Source organism: Lysinibacillus sp. FSL K6-0102, assembly GCF_038003545.1.
GTDB lineage: Bacteria > Bacillota > Bacilli > Bacillales_A > Planococcaceae > Lysinibacillus > Lysinibacillus capsici.
Genome location: NZ_JBBOPH010000001.1, coordinates 3,715,907 through 3,732,453, shown reverse-complemented (window position 1 = coordinate 3,732,453; position 16,547 = coordinate 3,715,907). Strand labels below are relative to the sequence as shown.

The window sequence follows — 16,547 nt, the reverse complement described above, 5'->3', positions numbered from 1 at the left end:
TAAAGGACCTTTAGCTCAGTTGGTTAGAGCAGACGGCTCATAACCGTCCGGTCGCAGGTTCGAGTCCTGCAAGGTCCACCATTTATATATTGTAACGGAGGTATACCCAAGTCTGGCTGAAGGGATCGGTCTTGAAAACCGACAGGCGGGTAACACCGCGCGGGGGTTCGAATCCCTCTACCTCCTCCAGTTTTAAATTTTTATAAATGGTGCTTTAAAAACTCGAAACAACATAAAATTATCGCGGGGTGGAGCAGTGGTAGCTCGTCGGGCTCATAACCCGAAGGTCGTTGGTTCAAATCCGGCCCCCGCAACCAAAAGGTCCCGTGGTGTAGCGGTTAACATGCCTGCCTGTCACGCAGGAGATCGCCGGTTCGATCCCGGTCGGGACCGCCATTTTTAAAATAAAAGTCATGAGAAGCAAAAAAGTGAGCAAGCTTAGCATGGACGAAATGGGTCAGTAGCTCAGTTGGTAGAGCATTAGATTGAAGCTCTAAGTGTCGGCGGTTCGATTCCGTCCTGACCCACCATTTATGCGGGTGTAGTTTAATGGTAAAACCTCAGCCTTCCAAGCTGATGTCGTGGGTTCGATTCCCATCACCCGCTCCAAGGGCCTATAGCTCAGCTGGTTAGAGCGCACGCCTGATAAGCGTGAGGTCGATGGTTCGAGTCCATTTAGGCCCACCATTATTCCGAAGTAGCTCAGTTGGTAGTAGCACCTGACTGTTAATCAGGTTGTCGCAGGTTCGAGTCCTGCCTTCGGAGCCATTTTTATTTTGGGGAAGTACTCAAGAGGCTGAAGAGGCGCCCCTGCTAAGGGTGTAGGTCGGGTAACCGGCGCGAGGGTTCAAATCCCTCCTTCTCCGCCATGGGCCCGTTGGTCAAGTGGTTAAGACACCGCCCTTTCACGGCGGTAACACGGGTTCGAATCCCGTACGGGTCATACTAAGTGCAGTAGATGAATTTACATCTACTGCACTTTTTAATTTACTTGATATTTAGATTTATAACATAGCTATAATAAATGAAAGCCTACACAGAATGATTAAACTGTGTAGGCTTGTTGTTTTTTAAATTAGTGATTAAATTTTTCGTCCTTTTCCATATGGGATGCAAAGAGGTGTACCAAAGATTGGATCTGTCGTCATTTGGCAATCAAGGTCAAACACATGATTAACTAAATCAGTGGTCATAATTTCTTCTGGTTTCCCTTGACGATAGACACCACGGTCACGCACTGTAATAATATGATCGGCATAGCGACAAGCAAGATTAATATCATGTAGTACCATAACAATAGTTCTCTTTTGCTGTTGGTTCAATTCGAATAGTAAATCTAAAACGTCTATTTGATGAGTTAAATCTAAGTATGTCGTAGGCTCGTCTAAAAGAATGATATCTGTATCTTGAGCAAGCGTCATAGCTATCCAAGCACGTTGACGTTGTCCCCCTGATAGCTCATCTACTGGTCTATCTTGTAAATGCTCGGTACCTGTAGCTTTTAAAGCGTTTAAAACGATTTCTTCATCTTTTTCAGTCCACTGTTGTCGCCAACTTTGGTAAGGATAGCGACCTTGTTTCACAAGTTGTAGGACAGTTAAGCCTTCTGGTGCAACAGGAGATTGAGGAAGAATAGAGAGGTTTTTAGCCACTTGTTTTGTTGATAATTTAAAAATATCCTCACCGTCTAATAAAACGGAGCCTTTTTTAGGTTTTAATAATCGAGCAATGGAGCGTAAGAGTGTGGATTTACCACAGCCATTCGCTCCGATTAATACAGTAATTTCATTCAAAGGAATAGATAAATTGAGATCTTCGATAATATTGAAATCACCATAACTTAATGTTAGAGATTTGGTTAATAAAGATTCAGTCATGTAGTATAGACTCCTTTATTTTTTAGGGTTTCTAAATAATAAATAAATAAAGTAAGGAGCACCGATAGCAGCAGTAAAGACGCCTGCGGGTACTTCTAATGGGCTAAATGCTGTACGACCTATAATATCTGCAACCATTACAAGCAATGCACCAATTGCAGCGGATGCTGGAATAAGTACACCGAACGATGAACCAACAATGCGTCGTGCAATATGAGGAGCCATTAATCCTACAAACCCAATAGCACCAGCAAATGCTATGGCACTCGCTACTAAACTGGAACATAATAGAATTAAGTAAAGGCGTGTTTTTTGAACAGGTTGCCCTAGGCTTGATGCTGTATCATCACCTAATTCTTGAACATTTAACTGCCGAGTAATAAAAAAGGTGATAAGTAGAAGTACAATAATCAATGGAACAACGATTTGTACTTGATCCCAATCCGAACTTTTGACACTACCCGTAATCCATTTATTCGCTTCACTTGCTTGATAAATTGGGCCGATAATCATTAACATTGTAGTAATTGCTTGCATGAATGCCGACACGCTAATACCGATTAAGACAAGACGATTTGGTGTGACACCATCTTTCCAAGCAAATAGGTAGACTATACATCCGACGATAGTAGCCCCTATGAATCCTGCTAATGGCAACCACTCTATACTAACTGTTAAAGAGTGATTAGAATCACTGAAAATGGCTAAGAAACCAACAACCGCTGCCCCACCACCAGCAGATATGCCGATTATATCAGGTGAGGCAAGTGGATTTTTAATGATTCCTTGTAAAACTGCACCTGCGACGGCTAACGCCATTCCAGCAAACAAGGCCATGAAAATTCGAGGCATTCGAAAATCAATAATAATCAGTTGATCAAAATCTGAGCCGTAACCAAAAAAAGCTTGTAAAACTTTAAATGGATTGATGAATGAATCACCAAATGATGCACTAAGAAAGAACACGGCAAGAGTTAGTATGCAAATCACTGTTAATTTTTTTATAGCTTGTACATCTATTAAAAATGAAATTTTTTGTTGAAGTAAACGAATTGTTTTTACATGTTTCATTATTTTTTTCCACCTTTTCGCGCAAGGTAAATAAAGAATGGTGTGCCAATCATAGCAGTCATGACGCCTACTGGAACTTCTTGTGGCATGATAATATAACGAGCCGCAACATCAGCCAGCAATAAAAGTATCCCCCCAAGTAAAGCAGCCATAGGAATAAGCCATCGATGATCAGTGCCGACAAACTTGCGCGCAAAATGGGGAACGACAATCCCTATAAAACCAATGGGGCCAGCAATTGCAACTGCTCCCCCTGCTAAAAAAATAACAATAAGACCGACCAATATCTTCATAAGTCCTAAACGTAAACCAAGACCTCTTGCTACATCATCGCCAAGAGCGAGAATATTCATTTTGGGGGAAATGATGAGGGCAGCAATCCACCCAATTACTAGATACGGTAGAACAGATAGTAGAATTTCAAGTTTTCTACCTTGTACAGAACCTGCTAACCAAAACAAAACTTGATCAAGCTCTGCTTCATTTGTAGCGAGTAAACCTTGCGTAAATGATGCAAATAGGGCACTGATGGCAGCACCAGCTAAAGTTATTTTCACTGGAGTAACAGCATCTCTACCTGAGAAACTAATTCCATAAACGGATAAAGCAGCGATTGCTGCACCAAGAAATGCAATCCACGCAAAAGATTGCAAGCTTGAAATGTGGAAAAAAATCATGGCAAAGACAACAGCAAAGCCTGCTCCTGCATTAATGCCCAAAATTCCAGGAGAGGCTAATGGATTTTTCGTTAAGGTCTGCATAAGCACGCCTGTAATAGCTAATGAAGCACCAACGCAACTGGCTATAAGAGCTCTTGGAATTCGAACATTTTGAATAATAAGATGCTCATTTGAATTGTTAAATTGTCTAAAAGATTCATACGTAGTTTGAATAGAAGTATTTGCATAACCATACACAATACTGATCCCCATAGAAAGAAGTAATAGTATGACTCCTACTAGTAAAGCAATCATTTTAGAATAATTATTTTTTAATATCATATTTAACGTGTACTCTTTTCTTGGAAAATTAATAAATTAGTTATTGACTTTGATAGTTACATACAATACGATTAATATCGTTCTTAGACAGATGAAAGTGATTTTCATTCTCGTCAAATATGCTTAAATATTTTATCATATACAATGGAGGAAGAAAAGGTGCAAAAAGCTTTTCAAAAACTATTAGTTTTACTAGCTGTGGTTGCTATTTTTGTTCTGGCAGCATGCGGTACTTCTAAAGATAATGCCAAAGAAGAAAGTACAAAAGAAAGCAATGCTTACAGTATTGACCATGCAATGGGGACAACTGAAGTAAAAGACACACCAAAACGTATCGTTGTTTTAACTAATGAAGGAACAGAAGCATTATTAGCTCTAGGTATTAAACCAGTAGGTGCTGTTCAATCTTGGACAGGCGATCCATGGTATGATCACATCAAGGATCAAATGGAAGGTGTAGAGGTTGTCGGTATTGAACATGAAATAAATATCGAAAAAATTGCTTCTTTAAAGCCAGATTTAATCATTGGCAATAAATTACGACAAGAAAAAGATTATGCTAAACTTAGCAAAATTGCTCCAACTGTGTTTTCTGATACATTACGTGGTGACTGGAAAGAGAATTTTAAATTATACGCTAAAGCAGTAAATCAAGAAACAAAAGGTGAAGAAGTTCTAAAAGCTTACGAAGATAAGTTACAAGCTCTGAAAGCAGAACTTGGAGAACAAACCAACCAAGAAGTTTCATTTGTACGCTTTATGGCCGATAAATCTCGTATCTATTACACAGATTCATTCTCAGGTGTGATTTTTGATGCTTTAGGATTTAAACGTGTTGCAGCGCAAGCAGATTTATTTAAAGATAATGCTAAACTAGGAAACTTAGCGATTGAAGTAGGGAAAGAAGCGATCCCTCAAATGGATGGGGATGTTATTTTCTACTTCACGTACATGCCAACAGGCGATGATTCAGCACTAGCAACTGAACAAGAGTGGACACAAGACCCGCTTTGGAAAAACTTAACAGCAGTCCAAAAAGGCAATGCACATAAGGTGGATGATGTCATTTGGAATACGGCTGGAGGCATTTTAGCTGCGAATATTATGTTAGATCAAGTGAAAGAAATCTTTGTTAAATAATTTTCTTAAAAACTATACATTTATCGATGTTCGATAAATGTATAGTTTTTTTACTTCCTAATATATACTCTCCTGGTACTTTAAAGTTAGATAGACTATGATGTAGATATTGACCATAAATTGAGGGGGATGGCGATGAAGGAAAAATTAAGGTGGGTTTATAATCAGCATTATTTAGAGCAAGATCATATAAAACAAGCAACAGCAATACTTCCATATTTTTCACTAGATCAAGTGAGGAAAGTTGGTCAATTTCAGCGTACATATGAGCAATTTGAGAAGACACCACTCCATCATCTTGAGGCACTATCTTCATATATAGATGTAGAAAAAATTATGATTAAAGATGAATCTTATCGATTTGGTTTAAATGCCTTTAAAGTTTTAGGAGGTATTTATGCAATTGCGCAATATGTTGCCAATAAGCTTGGAAGGAATATAGAGGAGCTATCGTTTGAACAGTTAAAAACTCCAGAAGTAAGAGCGCAAGTAGGCAATTTAACATTTATTTCAACGACTGATGGAAATCATGGTCGTGGTGTGGCATGGGCTGCAAGAGAACTGGGTTTTCAAGCAAGAATATATATGCCAGCTGGTAGCGCCGCTGAGCGGTTACTGCATATTAAAAGTGAAGGGGCTTTTGCTGAAATTACGACAATGAATTATGACGATACTGTTCGTTATACCTCACAGCTTGCACAAGAAAATGGCTGGGTCTTGATTCAGGATACGATGTGGGAAGGCTATGAAGAAATTCCATTATGGATTATGCAGGGGTATACAACCCTTGTACAGGAGATTGATGAACAGATTCAGCAAGCCCCAACACATGTATTTTTGCAAGCTGGTGTGGGGTCCTTTGCCGGAGCAGTAGTAGCATTTTTACAGCAATACTATGAGCAGGATATTACATTTGTCTTGGTTGAGCCACATGTCGCTAATTGCTATTATGAAAGTTTTAAGAAAAATACAGATCAATTTGTCACTGTTGGTGGGGAGATGCAAACTATAATGGCAGGTCTTGCTTGTGGTGAACCGAATCCACAGGCTTGGCAAGTCTTAAAAGCCTACACAAAAATAAGTATCTCCTGTGAGGAAGAAATAGCAGCAACAGGTATGCGCGTTCTAGGAAATCCTTTAGCTACAGACACTCGCATTATAGCTGGTGAATCAGGAGCGGCGCCATTTGGTTGCTTTTATGAAATAATGACTAATGAACAATATAAGGAATTAAAACATGCCTTGCACCTAAATGAACAGGCAAGGGTGCTGTTTATTAATACAGAGGGTGATACAGATAAAGAGAGTTATCGAGAAATAGTATGGCATGGGAAATATGCGAATCAATAGCAAACTAGTGATTTACTAGTTTGCTATTTTCCTTTTGTAAAAGGATTTGAAAGTATAATTAAGTTTAATTAAATTTTTTTATTTTAACTCTTGACCTTAACGTTGCGTCAAAGCTTACAGTAGCATTAGTGGAGGTGATGAGATGGAATATACCATTCAGGAGCTTGCTCAACTATCGGGCGTTAGTACAAGAACATTGCGTTATTATGATGAAATTGGATTGCTGAAACCAGCAAGAACCAATGAGGCAGGTTATCGATTTTATGGCCAATGGGAGGTCGATATGTTGCAGCAGATTTTATTTTACCGTGCTTTGGATATGAAATTAGCGACAATTCAGGCTATTATTCAAGCACCAAATTTTCAGCATGCTGAGGCGCTCAAAACACATAGAGCTGCTTTGCTTCAACGCAAAGAGCAGTTGGAAACGATCTTACAGACAGTAGAAAAAACAATACAATCCATTGAGGAGGAACAACCAATGTCTAATGAAGAAAAATTTAAAGGCTTTAAAGAAAAGTTAATTGAGAATAACGAAAAGCAGTACGGCAAAGAAATCCGTGAGAAATATGGGAATGAAACAGTGGATGCATCCAATGCTAAGCTTATGAACATGACGGAGCAACAATATCAAGCGATGCAACAGCTAGAACAGCAAATGTTTGAACGTTTAGCAGAGGCAATGAAACTTGGAGATACAACAAGTGACATTGCGATGGAAGTTGCAGAGTTGCATAAACGCTGGCTCAACTTTACGTGGAAAGAGTATTCCAAAGAGGCACATGCAGGGCTGGCACAAATGTATATTGCTGATGAACGCTTTACCGCTTATTATGATGAGCGTGGTGAAACAGGAGCAGCAAAATTTTTGCATGACGCCATTATAGCTTATACAAGTAAGTAAATAGGTCTTCCTTATGCTGACATGTTTTAGAAATCGTAAAACAGGAAAAAATGAAAGCATGAGGAGGAGATTATTGTGGATCAACAAGTAATGCAACAATTAAAAAGACAACTAGAGCAAGAATTACAAGAAATAGAACAACGAATAGAAGAATCAGAGCGACCTCAAGCGACAGAATTATCGAATTATGATAATCATCCAGCTGATAATGCAAGTGATTTAACGGATCAGCTTACAGAAATGGCTATTGATGAGCATCGTGGTGATAATGCTGAAGAAATAAAAGAAGCTCTTCAAGCAATGGCAGACGGTACATATGGCAATTGTACCGTCTGTGGTAAAGAAATTCCAATTGGTCGCTTAGAGGCAATGCCGCAAGCTCTGACATGTGTGGAACATGCAGAAAAGAAAGAAGACAATTTACGACCAGTGGAAGAAGATGTTCTTTCTTCGACACCAAAATCAGATGATTTTATTGAGCTGGAGGAATTCGGCTCTTCTGATACACCACAGGATAAAATTTAGTAAGTTTTTCCTCGCAGAAGCAGTATAATAACTGTAGAGGTGAGGATATGAAGATTATTGATTTACATTGTGATGCGCTTTTAAAGTTAACTACTCTTGAAACGGCTAATTTTGCTGAGGATGTACGAATACATGCTAATCAAAAAAGATTGCAATTAGGGCAAGTAGAGGCGCAAGTGTTCGCTATCTTTATTGACCCAAAAATCCCACAAAATTTGCAATTTCTTGAGGTCATGCGCCAAATCGAAGCATTCCATACTCACGTATTACAAACAGAGGGCATGGTGCATATTACAGATTGGGCACAGTTAGATCAATTAGCTCCACACGAAATAGGAGCCATTTTAAGCTTAGAGGGCTGTAGTGCCATTGGCGAAGATTTAACAAAACTGACAGCTGTACTGGATGCAGGGGTGAAGTTGGTAGGTTTAACATGGAATGAAGAAAATGCAGTGGCCCATGGTGCTGAACAGGATGCAACTCTTGGTTTAAAGCCATTTGGTAAAGAAGTTATACAATTATTAAATGAACGCGATATTATTATTGATGTGTCCCATCTAAATGAGCAAAGCTTTTGGGATGTCTTGCCGCTTGCAAAGCATATTATTGCAAGCCATAGTAATGCACGTGCACTATGTGATCACCCGCGTAACTTAACTGATGCCCAGGCAAAGGCACTTGTTGAGGCGGGAGGACATATCCATGTAGTTTATTTCCCACTCTTTATAGGCAAAGGTGCAACACTAGACCATTTAGTGGGGCATGTGGAGCATTTAGCTAAACTGGTAGGTGTGGAGCATATTGGATTAGGCTCCGATTTTGATGGGATTGATAGGACTGTCAGTGGCTTAGCCCATGCAGGAGAGGCACAAAATTTACTAGAGGCATTACGTACACGCTTTTCAGATGAAGAAGTGTATGGTATTGCAAGCCAAAATTTCCGACGCTATGTAAAAAAAGCAGCAACCCGTTAAGGCTGCCGCATCTTAATAAAAGAAATAATGAATTAATAAACCGATTCCTAATAGGAAGCCGAAGAATGTATTTGTTTGCGCTGTATATTTCATCGCAGGCATTACCTCTTTGGCTTCTTTTTTGTCTCGGAAAATTTGAATGGCACGTAATGGTTTTGGAACACTTAGGAAGATGATTAATGCCCAAAAAGTAATACCATCAACTGCTACAAGAGCAATCACCCATAAATAAGAGACGATAAAAAAGCCTGATAACACGGAAATTGCATTATCACGTCCTACCAAAATAGCTAAGGTTTTTCGTCCGCCTTCTGTATCGCCAACAATATCACGTATATTGTTCGATAGCATAATGGCACCGACTAAAATCATGCTTGGTACAGAGAGCAAGACCGCATCTAGTGTTACTGTAAGCGCTTGAATATAGAAGGCAATTAATACAATGCCCATCCCCATTACTGCGCCAGAAACAATTTCACCAAATGGCGAATAGGCGATTGGATATGGTCCACCTGTATATAAAAAGCCAATAAGCATACAAACAAGTCCGACAACAGCTAACCACCAAGATGTTGAGGCACATATGTAAATGCCAAGAAGCATGGCAATAGCATAAAAGCTTAATGCAATAATCATAATTGTTTTTGGCTGTACACCATGACGGACAATCGTTCCGCCAATCCCGACGGAATGCTCGTTATCTAATCCTAATTTGTAATCATAATATTCATTGAACATATTCGTTGCTGCTTGTATAAGCATACTTGCAATGAGCATAGCAAAAAATAGTCCAAAATCAATTGTTTCTTTTTCAATTGCTAAGGCAATTGCTGTTCCTAGGAATACAGGAACAAATGAAGCGGTTAAAGTATGTGGACGTGTTAAATGCCACCACACTTTAAAACCCCTATCAGCTTCAATGACTTTGGTCATAAGGTCTTTCTCTCCTTCAAATGTTGTCGACTCTTCTTATTTTAAACGAAGATTGAGAAAATGGGTAGGTTCACAGCTTATTACATACTGTTTAATGAAAAAAAGTGATACAATAGAACATGCATTTATGAACTGAAAATAAAAAAGAACAATTAGCAACAGTACGAATAACGTGTTGCCAACTAAAATATGATGTGTTATTTAACCATCATTCATTATGTACATTGCAACAACGGAGGTAATTTTCATGCAACAGAAGTGGTACCAAGCCACAGAAGTAGAAGTGGACTCTTTGGGCCAAAGCCTTCATTTTTATATGGAAACAATTGAAGTAAGTCGCCTATCTGCACTGGCGTTCTATGCAGCTGGCGAGGAATGTTATAAAGGTGAACGATTTTATTGGCAAAATAGAGAAAAAACAATGACATTAGTTGGGCTAGGACATGCTCATACTATTCAAAACAACGCTAAAGAAAACCGCTTTGATGCAGTTGAAGCGGAATGGAAAAACATAACGAAAAACTGTCCAAAAGGTCAACAAGCGTTACAACCAATTTTGTTTGGCGGTTTTACATTTGATCCTCAAAATAATGTAGACGGGGAATGGACGAATTTCCCAGAGGCTTATTTTGCATTAGCAACGTTTCAACTGGTGATACGCGATGATAAAGCATACGTAAGTATTCACCTTTTGACACAAGACCAACAGGCTGAGGATCAGTTCGAAGCGCTAAGAAAAGAGCGCGATCATTTAATCCATGCAGCTCAGGTTAAAGAAGTGAAAACGTATACAAAACCTGAAATCATAAGTTATTTTGAACCATATAAAGAGCCTTATTTAGCCTCAATCGATCAAGTGACAGCATTAATTAAACAGAAAAAGGCAGATAAAGTGGTCATTGCACGATCACTTGCTTTGCAATTTAAAGAGTATGTATCCGCACCACAAGTACTTTCTCAAATTATTCATGAACAACCAGAAAGCTATTTATTTGGTTTAGAGCATAGACATTTATTATTTTTCGGAGCATCACCTGAACGACTTGTGAAAGTAGAAGATGGTCGAGCATTTTCTTCTTGTGTTGCTGGCTCAATTAAACGAGGTAAGACTGCAGAGGAAGATGAGGCTTTTGGACAAAGTTTATTAAATGACCCTAAAAATGGCGGAGAACATCAGTATGTTGTGGATATGATTGCGGAAACATTCCGTAAAAATTGTGTGGACATGACGGTGCCAGATAGACCACGCTTGTTAAAAATACGAGATATTCAACATCTGTATACGCCTGTTGAAGGTCAGTTAAATCAGGATGCAACAATCTTACAATTGACTAAATCATTACATCCAACACCCGCTTTAGGTGGTGTACCACGCAAAGAAGCATTGGCAGCCATCCGGAAATATGAGCCGATGAATCGGGGACTGTATGCTGCGCCAATAGGCTGGCTAGATGCAGAGGGTAACGGTGAATTTGCAGTTGCCATACGTTCAGCAGCCTTACTAAATGATAAAGCTTATTTATATGCAGGCGGTGGAATCGTCGCAGATTCAGAACCGCAATCTGAATATGAAGAAACATTAGTAAAATTCCGTCCAATGCTTCGTGCGCTAGGGGGACAATTACATGAGTGAACGAAAAATACTAACAGATTATGTTTATAAAATGGTCGCATCGCTAGTGCAAGCTGGTGTAGAAAATGTTGTCGTTAGTCCAGGCTCACGTTCAACACCGCTTGCTTATGCGGTTGCTTCTACTAAACAAGTAAAAATGTATCGGCAGGTAGACGAGCGCTCAGCAGCATTCTTTGCGCTAGGGCTTGCTAAGGCAACTACTAAGCCTGTGGTTCTTTTATGTACATCTGGTACAGCAGCAGCTAACTATTTTCCTGCGATTGTGGAGGCAAGCTATGCACGTGTACCATTAATCATTATAACAGCTGATCGCCCACATGAATTACGTGAGGTAGGCGCTCCACAGGCTATCAACCAACCCAATTTATATGGTTCACATGTAAAGTGGAGTGTTGATTTTCCGTTAGCAGATGGTGCTGAACCAACATTGCCTTTTATTGAGCGTCATCTTGCTCGTGCGGTAGCCATTGCCACGAGCGCACCTTTTGGACCAGTCCATATTAATGTACCTTTCCGTGAACCACTATTAATTGATTTACAGCAGGAGCTACCAGCAGTGACGTTTAAGCACAGCAGTATGGGACAATTAACCCCAACACGCGTGGATCAACAGGTACTATCCTCTATTATACAATCAACTAAAAGAGGTTTTATGATCATTGGTGAGTTAGCTCTTGGTACAGAATTATCCATAGTTTGGGAATTTGTACGTCAGCTGAAGTGGCCTGTCATTGTTGAAAGTTTATCGAATATGCGTACATCCGTACCAGCGGATTGTTTACCATATATCGTGACAACCTATGATGCCATTATGAAGAGTGATGACTTTAAAGCACTGGTACAACCAGATACAGTAATCCGAATAGGGGCACAACCAGTTTCGAAGTTTATAATGCAATTTATTACAAAGTCACGTCCAAATGCGTATGTGATTATCGATGAAGACCCTATGTTTAGAGATGCTACAGGCGTATCTACGCATTTTATTCATGCGAATGTCGATCAGTGGCTAACAGAATTAGCTATCACTGAAACGGCTATCGAGGAAACATACTTAGTCGAATGGCAAAAAGCAAATCAGCTTGCTTCTATGTTTATTGAACAATACGCAGAGGTAGAAAAAGATGAAGGGGCTATAGTCAGTCGTTTACTCAAAATGATTCCTGACGGTAGTGATATTTTCGTTAGCAGTAGTATGCCAGTACGGGATATTGATACATTTTTATTGGCTACACCGAAAGATCTACGTGTTTTTGCCAATCGAGGAACGAACGGGATTGATGGTGTCGTATCAACAGCAATCGGTTTCAGTCAGGGAAATAATCGAGAAAGTTATTTACTGATTGGTGATTTAGCCTTTTTACATGATGTGAATGGACTCATTGCTTCCAGATATCAGGAATGTAACTTAACGATTATTGTGATGAATAATGATGGCGGTGGTATTTTTTCCTATTTACCACAGTCAACTGTTGAAGATCACTATGAGGATTTATTTGGCACACCAACAGCCCTTGAATTCCGTGACATTGCACATATGTATGATATGGACTATGTACGTGTCGAAACAATATCGGAGCTTTCTGAGAAATTTTCAACATGTAAAAACCATTCTTTACGATTAGTTGAAATATTTACAGATAGAACCGAGAATGTGAATGCACATCGAGGTTTATGGAATCGAATTAATGCGGAGTTAAAAGCATGACAAAGTGGATGATTCGTGGTCTTGAAACCCATGTCGACATATGGAATGAAAACGGTGAATATACAGTCGTTGCCTTACATGGATTTACTGGTAGCTCAGCAACATGGCATAATCTAGCACAAGCTCTACCTCATGTGCGTGTTATTGCGGTTGATTTAATCGGACATGGTCAAACAGCTATTCCACAGCACGTACAGCGTTTTTCTATGGAGGAGCAATTACAGGATTTAGAAGAACTATTTTGCCAGCTTCATTTAGAGAAATTTACGCTGTTGGGCTATTCAATGGGTGGAAGAATCGCTTTATCCTATGCCATTTCGTATCCAGCTCGTATACATCAGCTCATTTTAGAAAGTGCATCTCCTGGCTTGCGAACAATGGAAGAGCAAAATGAACGTTGTAAGCGAGATGAAGCACTAGCGCAAAAAATAATGACGAATGGTGTACTGTCCTTTGTCAATGCTTGGGAAAGCATACCGCTTTTTGCTTCACAGCAACGTCTACCTGAAACTGTAAGAGAAACTATTCGAGAAGAGCGACTTTCACAAAAGGAAGAGGGACTTGCTGGTAGCTTGAGAGGTATCGGGACAGGCGTCCAACCTTCAAATTGGGATAGATTGTCGCAACTAGAAATACCTGTCCTGTTAATTACAGGTTCATTGGATGAGAAATTTTGTAAAATTGCACTAGAAATGAAAGCGCTATTAAATACTGTTAAGCATTTAACAGTAAATGACGCTGGACATGCAATTCATGTGGAAAATCCCGCTGAGTTTGCTACAATAGTAGAGGAGTATTTAACGTAATATACGATTACGTTAGCGCCTCGCTAGAAACGAGACGAATTTAATGATATAGGAGGCAATTCAATGACACGTCAATGGACAACATTACATACTTATGAAGACATTAAGTATGAGTTCTATAACGGTATCGCAAAAATTACGATTAACCGTCCAGAAGTGCGTAATGCATTCCGCCCAAAAACGGTAATGGAAATGATTGACGCATTCTCACGTGCACGCGATGATAAAAATATCGGTGTTATTATTCTAACTGGTGAAGGTGAACATGCTTTCTGCTCAGGCGGAGACCAAAAAGTTCGCGGTCACGGTGGCTACGTAGGAGAAGATGAAATTCCACGTCTAAACGTTCTTGATTTACAACGTTTAATCCGTGTAATTCCAAAACCTGTAGTAGCAATGGTAGCTGGCTACGCAATTGGTGGAGGTCACGTTTTACATGTTGTCTGTGACTTAACAATTGCAGCTGACAATGCTCGCTTTGGACAAACTGGACCAAAAGTTGGTTCATTCGATGCTGGTTATGGCTCAGGCTATCTTGCTCGTATTATTGGTCATAAAAAGGCACGCGAAATTTGGTACCTATGCCGTCAATACGATGCACAACAAGCACTTGATATGGGCTTAGTCAATACAGTTGTGCCTTATGCGCAATTGGAAGATGAGACAGTTCAATGGTGTGAAGAAATGCTTCAAATGTCACCAACTGCACTACGCTTCTTAAAAGCAGCGATGAATGCAGATACAGATGGTTTAGCAGGTCTTCAACAAATGGCTGGAGACGCTACACTTCTTTACTATACAACTGATGAAGCAAAAGAAGGCCGCGATGCATTCAAAGAAAAACGTCAACCAGATTTCGGTCAATTCCCAAGATTCCCTTGATTAGTATGGGGTTTAAAGCTCGTATCTTTTGAGATACGAGCTTTTTATATGTCTTGAACAGATTGAAGATAAAAATAGGGGATAGAAGTGGCTAATAGGTGGATAAAACTCTCAAAGTAGCGGATAGAACTCAAGAGGTGAAGGATAGAGGTATTCACTAAAAAGCTAGATACTACATGGATAATAGACAAACTAGATGGGAAAGCGTTAAGATGTAGGGTGATTGGAGTGACAAAGATGTATCCTAACTGGATTTTACAAAGAGCTTATTTAACACCTTTCCGTAAGGCACTTACTTTTAAAAAGCAAAGCTGGACTTTTCAAGAATTGAATGATGAATCAATAAAACGTGCTCGACAATTAGTGACACTCGGTATTCAACAGGGTGATCGAATTGCTATTATGGGGCCAAGTAAGCCTGAGCTTGTAATCATGATGTATGCCTGCATGCATCTGCAATGTGAAATGGTGATGCTTAATCGTAGACTATCACAGGATGAGCTGGCTTATCAGCTAGAGGATTCAGAGGCTGTATCGGTATTAGTTGCCGATGAGGATGTAGAAAAGCTACCATCTGAAACAACCTATCATTTATTTTCAGCAATTGAAAAGGGTGCAGAGGGTGCAGTAGATATTGTCAAGGAATGGCCTCTTCATCAAACAACAACTATTATGTATACGTCTGGTACAACCGGCTTCCCAAAAGGGGTTCGCCAAACAGTTGGAAATCATCAGGCTAGTGCCACTGCCTCCGTTTTAAATATTGGGCTACAGGCTCAGGACGTTTGGCTATGCGCGGTCCCTTTATTCCATATTAGTGGGTTCTCCATTTTAGTGCGTTCACTGCTATATGGAAATCAAATCTTTTTATATGAGCAATTTGATGTGGAATCTATCGCACAAAATATTATGGATGGGGATGTCACCCATATGTCTGTTGTAGCGGTGACCTTGGAACGAATTCTACATACGCTAGAGCAACGCAATGCGAAAGCGTCATCTTATTTTAAGTTAATGTTAGCTGGAGGTGGACCTGTTCCCGTTGATTATTTAGCGAGAGCACATGCGTTAAATTTAGCTGTCGCACAAACGTATGGGATGACAGAAACCTCCTCACAAACAGCCACATTGGCAAGTGAAGATGCTATGAGGAAAATTGGTTCTGCTGGAAAGCCTTTATTTTTTAATCAAATAATGATTGCTGAGCCAAATGCTAAAGGTGAAGGGGAAATTTGCATACGAGGTCCTCATGTCACACCTGGCTATATTGGACGTTTTGCACAAAAAAATGCAACGAAGGCTGGCTGGCTTCATACAGGTGATATTGGTTATGTGGATGAAGAGGGTTATTTATTCGTCATTGATCGAAGGGCAGATTTAATCATTTCAGGGGGAGAAAATATTTATCCTGCAGAAATAGAAAATGTACTACTCACACACCCAGCTGTCAAAGAGGCGGGTGTATGCGGTATGCCTGATGAACAATGGGGTCAGGTACCCATTGCATTTATCGTGTTAAATGAGCAGGTATCTGTTGAGCAACTAAAGGCCTTTTGTTTACAGAAACTTGCTAAATATAAAGTGCCTAAAGAAATGATTATTACAGAAAGTCTTCCGCGCAATGGTGCGGATAAATTGTTGAGACGGAAATTATTACAATAAAAACTTCGTGAAAGAAGTCTTCTAAAAAGGAAGGCTTCTTTTTTATTTGAACTTTTAGCATGAAATTAATCATTTATTAAC

General features: G+C 39.6%; 14 protein-coding genes and 10 tRNA genes. 20 read left to right on the top strand and 4 right to left on the bottom strand.

The genetic code is table 11. The features are described 5' to 3' along the window. The first annotated feature begins 4 nt into the window (after positions 1-4). The 10 genes from NYE73_RS18900 to NYE73_RS18855 all read left to right on the top strand — a co-directional run bounded on the left by NYE73_RS18900 (position 5) and on the right by NYE73_RS18855 (position 943). A tRNA-Ile gene (locus tag NYE73_RS18900) sits at positions 5-81 on the top strand. 15 nt (positions 82-96) lie between these two features. Then, positions 97-189: transfer RNA gene (locus NYE73_RS18895), tRNA-Ser, on the top strand. Between the two features lie 53 nt (positions 190-242). Next, a tRNA-Met gene (locus tag NYE73_RS18890) sits at positions 243-317 on the top strand. Between the two features lie 3 nt (positions 318-320). Beyond that, positions 321-396, top strand: a tRNA-Asp gene (locus NYE73_RS18885). Between the two features lie 58 nt (positions 397-454). Beyond that, positions 455-530: transfer RNA gene (locus NYE73_RS18880), tRNA-Phe, on the top strand. A 5-nt stretch (positions 531-535) separates the two neighbouring features. Further along, positions 536-609, top strand: a tRNA-Gly gene (locus tag NYE73_RS18875). Position 610: 1 nt separating this feature from the next. Then, a tRNA-Ile gene (locus NYE73_RS18870) sits at positions 611-687 on the top strand. A gap of 4 nt (positions 688-691) precedes the next feature. Then, positions 692-768, top strand: a tRNA-Asn gene (locus NYE73_RS18865). A gap of 10 nt (positions 769-778) precedes the next feature. After that, positions 779-869: transfer RNA gene (locus NYE73_RS18860), tRNA-Ser, on the top strand. 2 nt (positions 870-871) lie between these two features. Further along, positions 872-943: transfer RNA gene (locus tag NYE73_RS18855), tRNA-Glu, on the top strand. Positions 944-1,082: 139 nt separating this feature from the next. On the opposite strand, the gene NYE73_RS18850 is transcribed toward NYE73_RS18855, so the two are convergent. The 3 genes from NYE73_RS18850 to NYE73_RS18840 are packed head-to-tail and all read right to left on the bottom strand — an operon-like array spanning position 1,083 to position 3,949. After that, positions 1,083-1,877 carry an ABC transporter ATP-binding protein gene (locus tag NYE73_RS18850; RefSeq protein WP_257960523.1) on the bottom strand — a complete coding sequence of 265 codons (795 nt, stop codon included), beginning with the start codon at positions 1,875-1,877 and terminating at the stop codon, positions 1,083-1,085. Positions 1,878-1,892: 15 nt separating this feature from the next. Then, a complete protein-coding gene (locus NYE73_RS18845; RefSeq protein WP_048391031.1) occupies positions 1,893-2,948 on the bottom strand; it encodes a FecCD family ABC transporter permease in 1,056 nt (351 codons plus the stop codon). After that, positions 2,948-3,949, bottom strand: a complete 1,002-nt coding sequence (locus NYE73_RS18840) for a FecCD family ABC transporter permease (protein ID WP_048391034.1) — start codon at positions 3,947-3,949, stop codon at positions 2,948-2,950. The genes NYE73_RS18845 and NYE73_RS18840 overlap by 1 nt, the downstream gene beginning before the upstream one ends. A gap of 144 nt (positions 3,950-4,093) precedes the next feature. Between NYE73_RS18840 and NYE73_RS18835 the strand changes: the two genes are divergently transcribed. The 5 genes from NYE73_RS18835 to NYE73_RS18815 all read left to right on the top strand — a co-directional run bounded on the left by NYE73_RS18835 (position 4,094) and on the right by NYE73_RS18815 (position 8,842). After that, positions 4,094-5,089, top strand: a complete 996-nt coding sequence (locus tag NYE73_RS18835; RefSeq protein WP_259948574.1) for an ABC transporter substrate-binding protein — start codon at positions 4,094-4,096, stop codon at positions 5,087-5,089. Positions 5,090-5,224: 135 nt separating this feature from the next. Next, entirely contained in the window at positions 5,225-6,439 is a 1,215-nt protein-coding gene (locus tag NYE73_RS18830; RefSeq protein WP_259948573.1) for a diaminopropionate ammonia-lyase, read from the top strand. Between the two features lie 142 nt (positions 6,440-6,581). Further along, positions 6,582-7,343, top strand: a complete 762-nt coding sequence (locus tag NYE73_RS18825) for a MerR family transcriptional regulator (protein ID WP_103118696.1) — start codon at positions 6,582-6,584, stop codon at positions 7,341-7,343. A gap of 75 nt (positions 7,344-7,418) precedes the next feature. Continuing rightward, positions 7,419-7,868 carry a TraR/DksA C4-type zinc finger protein gene (locus NYE73_RS18820; RefSeq protein WP_131521250.1) on the top strand — a complete coding sequence of 150 codons (450 nt, stop codon included), beginning with the start codon at positions 7,419-7,421 and terminating at the stop codon, positions 7,866-7,868. Positions 7,869-7,915: 47 nt separating this feature from the next. Next, positions 7,916-8,842, top strand: a complete 927-nt coding sequence (locus NYE73_RS18815; RefSeq protein ID WP_066038114.1) for a dipeptidase — start codon at positions 7,916-7,918, stop codon at positions 8,840-8,842. Positions 8,843-8,854: 12 nt separating this feature from the next. On the opposite strand, the gene NYE73_RS18810 is transcribed toward NYE73_RS18815, so the two are convergent. Beyond that, on the bottom strand, positions 8,855-9,775 hold the full coding sequence (locus NYE73_RS18810) for a 1,4-dihydroxy-2-naphthoate polyprenyltransferase (RefSeq protein ID WP_259948566.1): 921 nt from the start codon (positions 9,773-9,775) through the stop codon (positions 8,855-8,857). Between the two features lie 247 nt (positions 9,776-10,022). Here NYE73_RS18810 and NYE73_RS18805 point away from each other — a divergent pair, with 247 nt between their 5' ends. The 5 genes from NYE73_RS18805 (at position 10,023) to NYE73_RS18785 (ending at position 16,466) form a co-directional block, all read left to right on the top strand. Next, positions 10,023-11,408 carry an isochorismate synthase gene (locus tag NYE73_RS18805; RefSeq protein ID WP_259948563.1) on the top strand — a complete coding sequence of 462 codons (1,386 nt, stop codon included), beginning with the start codon at positions 10,023-10,025 and terminating at the stop codon, positions 11,406-11,408. After that, positions 11,401-13,116 carry a 2-succinyl-5-enolpyruvyl-6-hydroxy-3-cyclohexene-1-carboxylic-acid synthase gene (gene menD / locus NYE73_RS18800; protein ID WP_259948562.1) on the top strand — a complete coding sequence of 572 codons (1,716 nt, stop codon included), beginning with the start codon at positions 11,401-11,403 and terminating at the stop codon, positions 13,114-13,116. The genes NYE73_RS18805 and menD overlap by 8 nt, the downstream gene beginning before the upstream one ends. Beyond that, positions 13,113-13,922, top strand: coding sequence for a 2-succinyl-6-hydroxy-2,4-cyclohexadiene-1-carboxylate synthase (menH, locus tag NYE73_RS18795; RefSeq protein ID WP_259948559.1), 810 nt, complete (start codon positions 13,113-13,115; stop codon positions 13,920-13,922). Before menD ends, menH begins: the two co-directional genes overlap by 4 nt. A gap of 63 nt (positions 13,923-13,985) precedes the next feature. Then, positions 13,986-14,804, top strand: a complete 819-nt coding sequence (gene menB, locus NYE73_RS18790; protein WP_004225917.1) for a 1,4-dihydroxy-2-naphthoyl-CoA synthase — start codon at positions 13,986-13,988, stop codon at positions 14,802-14,804. Between the two features lie 237 nt (positions 14,805-15,041). After that, a complete protein-coding gene (locus NYE73_RS18785) occupies positions 15,042-16,466 on the top strand; it encodes an o-succinylbenzoate--CoA ligase (RefSeq protein WP_259948583.1) in 1,425 nt (474 codons plus the stop codon). Positions 16,467-16,547 lie beyond the last annotated feature (81 nt).

What these genes read in the sequence shown, in the direction of transcription:
- menH (WP_259948559.1), top strand. Translation starts at nt 13,113, where the DNA reads ATGACAAAGTGGATGATTCGTGGTCTTGAAACCCATGTCGACATATGG.
- NYE73_RS18850 (WP_257960523.1), bottom strand. Translation starts at nt 1,877, where the DNA reads ATGACTGAATCTTTATTAACCAAATCTCTAACATTAAGTTATGGTGAT.
- NYE73_RS18825 (WP_103118696.1), top strand. Translation starts at nt 6,582, where the DNA reads ATGGAATATACCATTCAGGAGCTTGCTCAACTATCGGGCGTTAGTACA.
- NYE73_RS18785 (WP_259948583.1), top strand. Translation starts at nt 15,042, where the DNA reads ATGTATCCTAACTGGATTTTACAAAGAGCTTATTTAACACCTTTCCGT.
- NYE73_RS18830 (WP_259948573.1), top strand. Translation starts at nt 5,225, where the DNA reads ATGAAGGAAAAATTAAGGTGGGTTTATAATCAGCATTATTTAGAGCAA.
- NYE73_RS18840 (WP_048391034.1), bottom strand. Translation starts at nt 3,949, where the DNA reads ATGATATTAAAAAATAATTATTCTAAAATGATTGCTTTACTAGTAGGA.
- NYE73_RS18815 (WP_066038114.1), top strand. Translation starts at nt 7,916, where the DNA reads ATGAAGATTATTGATTTACATTGTGATGCGCTTTTAAAGTTAACTACT.
- NYE73_RS18835 (WP_259948574.1), top strand. Translation starts at nt 4,094, where the DNA reads ATGGAGGAAGAAAAGGTGCAAAAAGCTTTTCAAAAACTATTAGTTTTA.
- NYE73_RS18810 (WP_259948566.1), bottom strand. Translation starts at nt 9,775, where the DNA reads ATGACCAAAGTCATTGAAGCTGATAGGGGTTTTAAAGTGTGGTGGCAT.
- menB (WP_004225917.1), top strand. Translation starts at nt 13,986, where the DNA reads ATGACACGTCAATGGACAACATTACATACTTATGAAGACATTAAGTAT.
- NYE73_RS18805 (WP_259948563.1), top strand. Translation starts at nt 10,023, where the DNA reads ATGCAACAGAAGTGGTACCAAGCCACAGAAGTAGAAGTGGACTCTTTG.
- NYE73_RS18845 (WP_048391031.1), bottom strand. Translation starts at nt 2,948, where the DNA reads ATGAAACATGTAAAAACAATTCGTTTACTTCAACAAAAAATTTCATTT.
- menD (WP_259948562.1), top strand. Translation starts at nt 11,401, where the DNA reads ATGAGTGAACGAAAAATACTAACAGATTATGTTTATAAAATGGTCGCA.